Below are 11533 nucleotides of genomic sequence, written 5' to 3'. Positions count from 1 at the left end.
ATCCAGGCCAGCAAAGCGTAAAGATGCGCAAGATTATGCTCCAGCTCACTCACCCCACTGCCCACGTAGAGGGGCGATGGCTCATGCTTGCTGACGGATATCGAGTAAACTTAAGTACTGGACGTATTGTCTATAACGGCGCACCAATTGAGTTAATCAAAACAGATAAGCGGCAGCGAGGAACTGATCGAGTGATGGATAAACTCTGGTCCGCGATCTCAGTCTTCGGGCTTGCAGGTTGAACTTATCAAACTAATCGTACGAATCTGTACTCATAACCCATTGTTTTGAGATTGAATTATGTACTTCAAGGGCCAGAAGTCGCCATTAGAGCGTTTCCATCAAGAGTTGAGCAAATTCTCCAGAAGCGTCTTCAGCTATTTTCATGAAGGGCCTGGAATTCTCTAAACAGCCATTCATGTAGCATGCCGTTCTGCCTCATTTCTCACTCCAGTCAGTGGGATCGTGGGCCAAAACACTCCCTTACTCAAATCGATCGATCTGTCCATATGGATTCGACGGGGAACAATTACTCGCAATGACTTACGCTGGCGGGACGCGCCGAAAGAATACGGCCCTTACAAGATTTTATGTAACCGGTTTGTGTGCTGGTCTCAAAAAAAGTGTTTTGAAAAGATCTTTGAGGAGCTGGCCAGCTCCACAGGCCCTGAAGCTAATATTCTGATGATCGATGCAACGCACCTGAAGGCCCACCGCACCGCTTAAAGCCTGAAAAAGGGGGATCGTTCCGCGCCTGATCGGGTGCACGAAGGGCGGCATGAACACAAAACTTCATGCTGTGGGAGATGAGGTGGGCCGTCCGTTCAGCCTTCACCTGATCCTCGGGCAAACCAGTGATTACAAGGGAGCTGAGGTACTATTACTCGATTTACCCGCTGCCTAGGTATTGATCGCAGATCGCGATTACGACAGTAACAAGGTAAGAAAAACCGTTGCCCCAATATATTCAAATCAGCAATTTACATCGCAGCAACTGTGATATTCTGGCTATGAGTCCTGAGCCTAGGATTACGAAGGATAATAAGGGGTTGAGCGAAGCCTTGGCCGTGGAGCGGGAAAGAACTGAGATCACCGCTCGTCTAGCTGATCTACTCACACCAAAAGCAAGGTTTTGTCATTCTAAAGCTGACGGGGGCCACTCTAAAGTTCCGCTACCTCGATTTCTTAGTGGTCAGCATCACCAAAACACCACATATTCTTTTGTTACCTAGTATTTGTCGAAAAGCCGAACCCCTTTATTGCGCCTTCTCATTAAATATATAATAAAAGTAAATACTTACAATTTTTACTGATTACTTTTCCTATGGACCACACTGCAGAATTATACTTATATGCAACATACAACTAATAGTAAGCGGTACTTTGGGAATATTATATGTTTGATACCAGTAATACCTCCAGCGATAATCACACTCCCGTATTTCTAGACTCAGAGCTGATCTCTGATTTCATCAAGCTCACTTCCGACCAGATTGTCCAGACTGGGCAGCTCGGCAACGCAGTTGCGATCAATGGAAATGGCGTGATTGTTGCCGGTGCTCGAGATGATGCACCAGATAGCAATTATCAGGCTGGCTCAGTCGTCATCTTTACGCCGTTGGAAGACGGTACTTACGTGGAACACCAACTCATTGCCCCCGACGGGGTTGCTGGCGATCATTTTGGCGACGCGGTTACTATTGCCGATGATGGCACCGTTGTCGTAAGTGCGACCACCGCTTCCCCCGATGGAAACTCTGAGAGCGGCGCTGTCTATGTCTATAAACCAGATGGCAATGGCGATTATACCGTTCCTATAATGCTTGTCGCCTCAGATGCCACACAGCTCGATAATTTTGGCTCATCTGTAGCCATAAACGAAAGTGGTCAAATCATTGTTGGCGCAGCTGGCGATGATGCTAATGGTGACCTTGGCGCAGGTTCGATATATATCTACACACCTGAAGCATCAGGAGGCTACAGCGAGATCAAACTCACCGCGCCGGAGGGTGAAGGTCTGGCAAATTTCGGCAGCTCCATTTCTTTCAATGAAAGCGGCCTGATCGTTGTCGGAGCAAAGGGCGAACTAAACGATACGGGCGCGTTATATGTCTATCATTCTTCTCTCGATGGATATTCAGATCCTGTTAAGCTGGATGCTCCTCAACTCCAAATCGGAGACAAACTCGGTACGTCCGTTGCTGTTAACGAAAATGGGCAAATACTAGTCAGTCAGCCTGGCAATTGGATTGATGGGGGAGCTGCAACCGGGTCCGTCTTGCTTTATACCCCAGATGCAGATGGTAATTATTCTGGTTCAATTGAATTTATAGCAGCTGATGGTGATGCTAGCGACACGTTTGGCTCTGCCGTTGCGATCAACTCAAGCGGTACCTTCGTAGTCGCAGCTGCAAACGATGAAGCAAACGGCTACGCCTCTGGCTCAGTTTATGTCTTCGTCCTGCAGGAAGATGGCACTTATAAAGAGTTCAAGATTGGTGTACCGGACGTAGTTGCCGGTGATGGATTTGGCTTTGCTGTTGCCATTAGCGAAGATGGCACTGTCACCATTGGCAAGCCGGGTAATGACAGCACAACCGAAATCAATACTGGTGCGATATACGTCATTAAGCCAGACCCGAATGGTGATTATAGCCGGACCGCCAATGAGTTGACGCTTTATGAAACAACCGACACCTCGGACATTGTCGGCCAGCTGAGTTTGTCATTCTCCGATGCGGATGTGACGGACGTAGGCCACACGGCAAATATAAAAGGCCTCAGTCTATCAGGTGTTCAGAACGGCCTGAACAAGCTCACCGAACAACAACTGTTAGATCTGCTTACCATTGGCTCCATTGACACTTCAGACCAGTCGCTCTTCGGAAAAGTCAATCTTGACTTCACCGCAGGCTATGAGGTGTTCAATTACCTGGCTGAAGATGAGGAAGTCACACTTACCTACACGGTGGAGCTGGATGACGGTAATGGCGGCACGATTGAGGGCACGGCCAAAATCATAATCATCGGCACTAACGATACACCACACGCGGATGATGTTGCAGTAACGGTCTCAGAAGATGATCGTGACTATTTGATCCAGACCGGTCTCGTAGACCCTGATCGTTCAGACCGCTTAGCAATTACATGGGATGATGAGAGCGTCAAAGGCAAACTCGAGCGCTATGGGAACAACTTTGAATACTCGGCGTTTCCGCACTTCAATTACCTTGCTGAAGGCGAGAGTGCCACAGAGACCTTTACTTATACCGCTGATGACGGTCACGGAGGCGTTATCACGCGCAACGTAACAATCACTGTTGAAGGGGAAAATGATCGCCCCATCGTCAGAGATATTGAAGCGACCACTTTAGAGAACCAAGAGGTCGGTATTGCACCAGATTATAGTGATGTGGATGCCTCCGACACGCATACGATTAGTTTCGACAGCAGCGAAACAAAAGGTACAGTCACATTTATTGATGGTGTTTTCCATTATGATCCCAATGGACAGTTCGATCATCTGCTTGAAAAACAACGTGGGTATGACACTTTCACTTATACGGTCGATGATGGGCATGGTGGTATTGTTACTAAAACAGTGACAGTTACAATTGTTGGCGCTGTCGATCCTGTTTCTGATTTACGGGTTGAAGCCCTGCCAAATAATATGGAAATAGTGCCTCAAATTAACAATGATTATGACCAATACTCTCATGTGACCGCGACATCTGAGAACGGTGTCATTGTTGTAGGAGCTCCTCATGCAAATCTGACAGAAGGGATTATACATGTATATCAACCGGATGGTTTCGGGAGTTACATAGAAACTAGGATTTCTCCATCAGATGGTCAAATATCAGATTATTTTGGATGGCATGTTGCCATTAACCAATATGGAACCATCGTTACCGGCGCGTACAGGGCGAACGATGATCATGGCGCTATTTATATTTATGAACCGGATGGTAACGGCGGATATACCGAAACCAAACTAACCTCATCTTTAGACCAAAGAGAATTATTTGGTTCGTCTGTCTCCATAGGTGATGATGGAACCATTGTTGTTGGTGCCTATTGGGGCAAAAACAATACCGAAACCAGCGGCGCTACCTACATCTACAAGCCAGATGGATCTGGAGGATATTTAGAGACTCGATTAGCTCCAGATGACATTTCTCTGCAAGACGCCTTTGGAAAAGACGTCATGATAAACTCTGAGGGCATAGTCGTTGTTGGTTCACCAAGTAACGATGACTTGGGATTTGAGGCTGGTGCAATTTTTGTATACAGGCCTCAAGCTAGCGGAGGATATGAAGAAGTAAAACTTCATTCATCAGACGCAGCAGAAAGAGATCAGTTCGGTGAAAACATCACCATCAATGATGATGGAGTGATAGTGGTTGGAGTTCCCACAAAAAAGGCTGTGTACGTTTATACACCTGATGAAACCGGAACTTATTATGAAACGAAGCTGGGAGCTACAAACAATTTATACCAAGAATTTGGAGAAGCAGTCGATATAAACTCCAACGGGTTAATCGTTGTTGGCGTACCAGGGTATACTTACATTAATTCCCAAGGCGATCGAGTAACGAATTTGGGTGGGGTTGCTGTTTATACACCTGATACCGACGGAGGATACACGGAACAATTCTTGATTCCCCCAATCATTGGATACATTGGGCGTAGTCATGAAAATGGGAGATTTGGGACATCTGTATCAATATCAGACTCCGGAGTTGTTACCGTAGGATTCCAGACAGCCTACTCACATAGAGCTCGAACCTATCAACTCGTCCCCGACGCTGAAGGTCAATATAGCTTGGTTAAATCAGAAGCAACTATTGATGAGACTTCAGATTATGCACCTGTACAAACTGCAGTAGACGTTGTTTTTTACGATAAACACGTTTTGTCCCATACTCATGAAGGGAAAGCTATTGCTATTGAAGCCAGCGGTAATGTGGATGGTCTCGATACCACATCCTTGCTGGAATTCTTAACTTCGGATGGATTTTCACGTGGCTACGGCGACAATGTACCTGCAGGGTATGGAAGAGCACATTTTACATTTGACGCACCAGCACATATGTTCGATTATCTAAATCGTGGAGAAAACGTTACTTTAATCTACACGATTGAAATCGATAATGGCAGCAATACCCCCACTTCCACAGAGATCAAAATAACAATCAACGGCCGTGACGATGTGGGCACAGTAGCAAGCGATACTCTTACAGGCAGTGATTTTAATGACACGATGCTTGGCCTTCAGGGAGAAGATACAATCGACGGAGGGAAAGGAGCTGACTTTATTGACGGTGGTGAAGGGAACGACACTCTTACTGGTGGCTCATCCTCGGACACCTTCCGGTTTGTAGGTGTCAATTTTGGCAACGATGTCATCACTGACTTTGAAGCAGGTTCAGGTATCCAAGATTTAATCAAGTTCGATCAGACAGCATTTGCCGACTTCAATGCGATCATTGAAGCCGCAAGCGAGAATGGCGCTGATACTGTGATTACTCTCGGAATAAGCAATTCTGTCACTTTGAAGAACGTTTCAATTGCAGAGCTGAATCAAGACGATTTCCAATTTGTCTAACGCGTTCTAATAATCTAGGCCTTCGGCGAATGCTGAAGGCCTTTATTACTGTGTGATATTTAGCCGAAATCAAAGCGCGTCCGGCAAGTACATGACTTCGGCCTTTGATCAAATTAGTCAACTTGGGATCGATCTTGACCAGCTTATCGCTGAGGGCCATAACCGGACCTTCGGGTGTTTCCATCAAGGGTTGAGGTGTTCTCTCTAGCTTCGGTTTCATTCGACACACATGATGGCCTGTCGGTTTATTTCTAGCGCGACAGATTATGCGATGTTACGTACGTAGGCGTGGGCGTAAGCGCGCATAAAGTTTGATGCTTGCCTGATGTTCTAGCTCAACAACGACCGCAAATTTTTGAGCCACTTCGCCTTCTGCCCACCCTCCAGCACAGCGGACCACAAGATAGTAGAATTCACCGTATTGAGGAGTAGGCATTTTATAAGTGACTTCCGCTGTTTGAAGCGTATTCTTATCTCGCGTATTGGGACCAGGCTTTAGCTCGCATTTGTATTTGCCTTCCATTTCTGGGTGCTTCTCACCAGTCCCGCTGTAGCTCTTGAAATGGGCAGAAACCTCTTCGGCACTGCACCCTCGGATCAAACGAAAATCCATCTTGGTTCCCACATATTCGGCACGCGTTCGACGCACTGGCGGATCAAAGGCCAAAGACACGCGAATTGTACGCTTGCCACCAGATTGGAATTCCGCAGGGATAGGTACTTTGTAGATTGCAAATTTGTCGATATCCAACTGATCATCCGCGTAATAAACAACGCGGTGGTCATCTGAATAAGCCGCCTTGAGAGCATCAACTATGCCATTGCCGACTATTCGAGCCTGCTCAGAAGGATCAATGTTAGATAGTTTGTTATTGGAAGCCTCTGGAACAGATGAAGCTCCAGCTAAAAGTGCACGAACTAAATTGGCCGATGCTGTAGGAAAGCGCTGCAATAAAAAGGCTGCTTTGCGTGCTAATACCGGAGCGGAGTAGGAAGTGCCCTTGGCGCTTGTAAAAAGTTGTTGCACGAAATTATGGTTTAGCGTGACAATGCCTGCCTCTGGCACTTGTGGTGGTTCCAACAGTTGTCGTGTCACTGCATCGTAAAGAACCGTTCCACCGACATCAACAAAGTCCGGTTTGGTTATGCCAGCAGCACCTGGTCCTGAACGGGTAAAAGGGGAAGGTTCCATTGGCCCTGTAATCGCTTGAACATGGGTGTCCTCTGCATGCTTGACACCAAGGCCACTGCCGTGAGCAACAGATCCTACAGTGACAACATTTACTGCACCAGCCGGTTCAAAGAGCCTATTTGCCTCTTCAAGGAGGTATTCAGGGTATTGCGTTACACTTTGCTCTATCGATGTGCCGCCACGAGGTGCACGGTTACCAGCGGATACGAAGATTAGAACATTCAGATCGCGCGCTAGTTCATCAAGGGTCATTGCCCATGGGCCGACCCGGCCTTGTTCGAACCAAGCGTCCTTGTCCCCTAAGGATAAAACAAAAATTCGACACCCATAGGTCGTCGTGAGACGTTGGAAAGCCTCACGCATCTGAGAAGGCAGTGTTCGCCTTTCGTGAAATTTACCTTGGTCAGTCAAAATCTTGGCAGAGATAAGTCGCACTGATTTTGATATCTGTCCAGAAGCTATTTGTTGGCGCAAATCTCCGAAAACAGCGGCTCCTCCCACGCGCGTACCATGACCGAAGACATCAGCTGTACCCAATTCAGCGGGGAAAGCCTCAGAGGCAATGAGTACGTCCACTAGTAGAGGGTGCGCATTGATGCCGCTGTCTAAGATGGCCACAATAGGTGCATCTGCCAATACGGGATTGACTGCGGGAAGTTCATCCAACGCCATTTTGATAATAGGTTGTGCCTCTAAATCTGGTTCTGGCGGCAAATCAACAGAAGCCACCTCGGCAACCGACAAGATTGGACGGATTGCGCTACCTACAGCTTGAATTCGGATAATTGTGAGAGATGGGCCAACGTAAGTGTCAAAGACTTCCCCGCCGCGTGCTTCAATAAATAGAGCAATCTGTTCGGCCTTATTACGCCGCATGATCTGAGAGGCAAAGTCCCACAGTTCAATATCAACAACATAGGTTTCTGTGTCTTGAAAATCACTGACCTCAGTAAACCCGTGTTGGAGTAAGCGAAGGCCCAATCGGTCTCGTGGCATTATGGTGCCTACGGACTCAATTCGGTCGATGAAACCTGCATGATTTTTATTTTTCTGCTTGAATGGGATTGGAGCATCATATGCATCTAATCGTTGGCGAAATTCAGTAAGGTCATCAGTAGAAGAGAACAACACTGTTGTTCCCTGTGTGTCATTTGACAAAAGCCGCAACCCAAGACGATCCCAGTCATCCTCCATGGATAGGCCATTCATTTCGACCTTGAGGATTAGAGAGGGGTCGATGAATTCTGCCGGACGTTGTGCACGTTGTGCAGCAACGGCTTGCGCAACACCCGTACGCACTACCTGAGAGTGGCCACTGTCACGGATTGGTGGCAAGGGTGCGCGTTTTACTTTGCGGCGGTCAAGACTTTCGGGAAGACGAGCGAGCGAGAGATGGTCATATTGTGGCAAAGAAAAAAGCCTTTATTAGACAGCTAGACGATCTGCACGTTTTTTCCTACGCTTGGCATCATTGACAGCATCATGGAAATTATGCTCTGACACGCTTCTGCTGTGGCCTAAAATAGATAGCTTTATGGCTTGAATAGAAATTTTCTCGAGTTCGGCATAAGAATACCCTGTCACCTCATCCAGTAGGGAAGCAGGCTCAAACTCCGTTGTAACATTCTTGAATGCGTTGATCAAAAACTTGCGCGTCATACGCTCGTCAGGTGCATCAAACCAAACAACTTCGTCAAACCGACGCCAAACAGCTGAATCAAGTGCCCTATCTAAATTGGTTGCAGCTAGAAGAAAACCGCTAGGTTGGATTTGCTCTATAAACAACAGCAGACTGTTCACTACTCGACGCAGTTCACTATGCTCGCCAATATCTTCTCTGGTTCGTGCAATTGCATCAAACTCATCAAGAAAGAGTACGCAAGGCTGGCGGCGCGCAAATTCAAATATTTTGCGAATGTTAGTTGCTGTCTCACCAAGGTAAGACGACATTAATCGGTCAAGTTTTACGACGAAGAGGGGAAGGCCTAGTTCATTTGCAAATACTTCGGCACAAAGCGTTTTGCCGCAGCCTGGAGGACCGCAAAAAAGCAATTTCGAGCGCACTGGCAAACCATGCATCTTAATCTGCTCTGACTTGCGATACTCGCGCAAAAGACCTGTAAAAATTCTAGTGTTTTCTGCCGAGAGCAATATGTTTTGCGCTGATTTCCGTGGCTCTACTCTTTGGACAAAATCGTTAACCTCATCGGGGAAAGGTATAATCGTCCCCAAACCTTTGGGTTTTACACTGTGTCCGAGGGTTTCAAGGGTTTGGCGCAAAGTCCGAGCTAAAACGCGATTGTTTTTGCGCTCTTCTTCACCAATGATCTCTTCGGCGACAGCCCGAAAACTATCGTCTTGACCATAGCTGGCCAGAAGCTTTTTCATTAGTTCGCCGCGCGCCAAATCGAGCACTCCTATTTAGACTGATGTTAGCTGCTCGTACTCCAAATTGCTATGATAACATAGCCTGAAAGCGACATTTGTAGTCAACAATCTCGTAAGATCACATTTTCTATATACTTTGTTGCATTAGACGTTCCTCTCGCGCCCTAAGCCAGCAGTGTTTCTTAAGTTGATGCGAAACGCTTCTTTCTGCCCTCATCAGCATGTTGAATGAGGTCCACCCGAAGCTAAAGGTTTGCCCGGAGTTAGCGCAAGTAGCAACAACGGTCGCTATCGGAACATATCGGGAGCAAGTATGAGCCTGTCCTACTAAGGAACGCCCACGATAATGCATAGTACCAAAATCGGCTGAAGACTCCTGAGCGAAAACTAACCTTGGTCGTGCTATTTTAACGTCTCGTACAAGAGAAGGAGACCCAAAGTGAGTACCAAAATTTCTCTAATCATGCTTGCTGCGATCCGGGACTTAGATGGTGCCGATGGAGGTCAAATTGGGGCTGATTTATTTGATCTTCTATCTCATCAGACGCTTCGGAATATCGATATTGAAGACTTATTGTCACCGTTTGAGGAGATGCAACGCTCACGATTCATAGAAGTAACCAAGGGAGTAGACTCGGTTTCCCATGATGAACTACCTGAAGATTTCAGAGGCATCGTTGATCTGAAAATTACACCCACAGGACTAAGCTATTTAACCGAAGCGTTACGATCCAACTAAGGAGCTTTGTGCTTCAATGACTGACAAATCTTCTCTTAGCAATACACCAACAGAAACCCCACGAAGGCCCTGCTTCAAGGTTGTCGGCTAAGTGCATAAGGGGGTGAAGATAAAGGGTATCCATCACGAATGACTAAAGAGACAGTTGAAAAATACGTCACTGGTCCATTCCGAGGGCGTTTTGAAGTATTTGAACATGGCGAATTTATCTACATCCGATATGCCGATTAATCCAACAAAGGAGGTTTCATATGTCGTATGAATGGATTACCAATCACCTGAACAAGATCTTCAACAAAGAAGTAGCCTTTGCTGCTTTCTTGGGCTCGGTATTTATTTTGGTAATCCCGGAAACGTGGGCAATCACCATGGGTATAAATGAGCTAAGGGTTGAGAATGCGCTATTAATCAGTTTACTCGCGATAATCTCTGGGGCCGTCTTGTTTGCGAAAATGATGGCCCCGGTACTTGATTTACTTGGTAAGCACATCGAGAATGCGTTACAAAATACCTATGGCAGGCAAGACCTCAAAAAACTGACCCCCGCCGAGAAAGAAATGCTACGGCCGTTTATCGAGGACGAAAGCGCTTACATCACAGGCCCCATTAACAATGGAACATTAAACTTACTCCAGGGCAAAAAAATCATCGCACGGGCCTCTAATTTTGGCTGCCCCGGATATAGCATGAACTTCCACTGGATACTGCAACCCTGGGCTAGAAAAATACTTGAGAGAAACCCTGATCGTTATCTCACGATTGCCAAGGATCAGTCCAATTAAGGAGCGGCTAAGTGAATGTTCTAGAAAGAGTAGTCGAGTTTCTGCAGAGCAAAAAAGGTAAGCAGTTTTGCGATAAATGCATTTCACGCAATCTGAATATTACTCCAGATCAGCACGTGAATCATAAGACTCGCGAGCTTGAAAAGAACTCCAATGAGTTTGAGCGAACTCAAGATTACTGCTCAGAATGCAAAAAGCACAAAAAAGTAATTCGCATTAAACAAGAAATGCCAAGTAGCGCTGCAGCTACAGACGATGCTGATGCAGCTACCGTGCTTGCAATGGTACGTTTATGCGCCGCAGCATGGACACCAGAAGCGCGAATTGTAGGTAACGTACGTGCTGGCGATATCGTTCGAGCACTAGACGAAGTATTGCCTCAGCTCTCTTCAGTCCGCTCGTTAGTTGGCGCTGACAATTAATCCATTAAAGAAGGCCTTGTTTCCTTCCTCGTTCTTGAGCTTAGAAAAACCACCTTGCAGTTGAAACCTCGCTCTTGCTGGGAATGCCTCGGATATGCGCAAACGGCAGCTTATGGTCACACTACGACATACGGTGTTCGCGAATATTCAAACAAATACCTCCATATTCATGCCGTCAGTTCTTACCCCCCTCCTTTCAACCCCGCCTCAATCCTCTCCCCGACCGTTTCTGAGAGCACCCGTATCGGATGAGCATCATGGTTCACATAGCGGTTGGTGATGGTCACGTTGCGGTGGCGCAGAAGATGACTGATGAGGAAAGCGTTGCTACCTGATTGCGCAGCAAATGTACCAACCGTATGGCGTAGATCATGAATGCGCACATCTGGGATGTCAGCATGA

The 11533-nt window shown here is 46.7% G+C and carries 8 protein-coding genes and 1 pseudogene; 6 read left to right on the top strand and 3 right to left on the bottom strand.

Features of this window, described 5'->3' with window-relative positions:
• The 3 genes and pseudogenes from DHN43_RS27335 to DHN43_RS26940 form a co-directional block, all read left to right on the top strand.
• Positions 1-242 (top strand): hypothetical protein (locus DHN43_RS27335; RefSeq protein ID WP_208995651.1); only part of this gene is annotated, 242 nt, incomplete at its 5' end.
• A gap of 286 nt (positions 243-528) precedes the next feature.
• Positions 529-901 (top strand): annotated as a pseudogene (locus DHN43_RS27500) (IS5/IS1182 family transposase); the annotation flags it as partial.
• 495 nt (positions 902-1396) lie between these two features.
• Entirely contained in the window at positions 1397-5608 is a 4212-nt protein-coding gene (locus tag DHN43_RS26940; RefSeq protein ID WP_108820714.1) for a VCBS domain-containing protein, read from the top strand.
• A gap of 274 nt (positions 5609-5882) precedes the next feature.
• On the opposite strand, the gene DHN43_RS26935 is transcribed toward DHN43_RS26940, so the two are convergent.
• Positions 5883-8210: a S8 family peptidase gene (locus tag DHN43_RS26935; RefSeq protein ID WP_244307067.1), complete on the bottom strand. Its 2328-nt coding sequence runs from the start codon at positions 8208-8210 to the stop codon at positions 5883-5885.
• A 15-nt stretch (positions 8211-8225) separates the two neighbouring features.
• Entirely contained in the window at positions 8226-9206 is a 981-nt protein-coding gene (locus DHN43_RS26930) for an AAA family ATPase (RefSeq protein WP_108820717.1), read from the bottom strand.
• A gap of 421 nt (positions 9207-9627) precedes the next feature.
• Here DHN43_RS26930 and DHN43_RS26925 point away from each other — a divergent pair, with 421 nt between their 5' ends.
• The 3 genes from DHN43_RS26925 (at position 9628) to DHN43_RS27240 (ending at position 11131) form a co-directional block, all read left to right on the top strand.
• Entirely contained in the window at positions 9628-9927 is a 300-nt protein-coding gene (locus DHN43_RS26925) for a hypothetical protein (protein ID WP_159097021.1), read from the top strand.
• Positions 9928-10178: 251 nt separating this feature from the next.
• Positions 10179-10709 carry a super-infection exclusion protein B gene (locus DHN43_RS26920; protein WP_108820712.1) on the top strand — a complete coding sequence of 177 codons (531 nt, stop codon included), beginning with the start codon at positions 10179-10181 and terminating at the stop codon, positions 10707-10709.
• 11 nt (positions 10710-10720) lie between these two features.
• The gene (locus tag DHN43_RS27240; RefSeq protein ID WP_199914869.1) at positions 10721-11131 is read left to right on the top strand and encodes a hypothetical protein; all 411 of its coding nucleotides are present in this window, start codon (positions 10721-10723) and stop codon (positions 11129-11131) included.
• A gap of 182 nt (positions 11132-11313) precedes the next feature.
• Here the strand turns inward: DHN43_RS27240 and DHN43_RS26910 are convergent.
• Positions 11314-11533, bottom strand: a 220-nt coding sequence (locus tag DHN43_RS26910; protein WP_159097020.1) for a tyrosine-type recombinase/integrase, incomplete at its 5' end; no start/stop codon positions are given.

The sequence above is a fragment of the Pseudovibrio sp. Alg231-02 genome (assembly GCF_900143565.1).
Lineage (GTDB): Bacteria > Pseudomonadota > Alphaproteobacteria > Rhizobiales > Stappiaceae > Pseudovibrio.
The sequence above is the reverse complement of the archived record's forward strand: the minus strand, read 5'-3'. Positions and strand labels throughout refer to the sequence as shown.

Bases quoted from the DNA above. Each gene is read 5' to 3' on its own strand.
- DHN43_RS26940 (WP_108820714.1), top strand. From the start codon at position 1,397: ATGTTTGATACCAGTAATACCTCCAGCGATAATCACACTCCCGTATTT.
- DHN43_RS26920 (WP_108820712.1), top strand. From the start codon at position 10,179: ATGTCGTATGAATGGATTACCAATCACCTGAACAAGATCTTCAACAAA.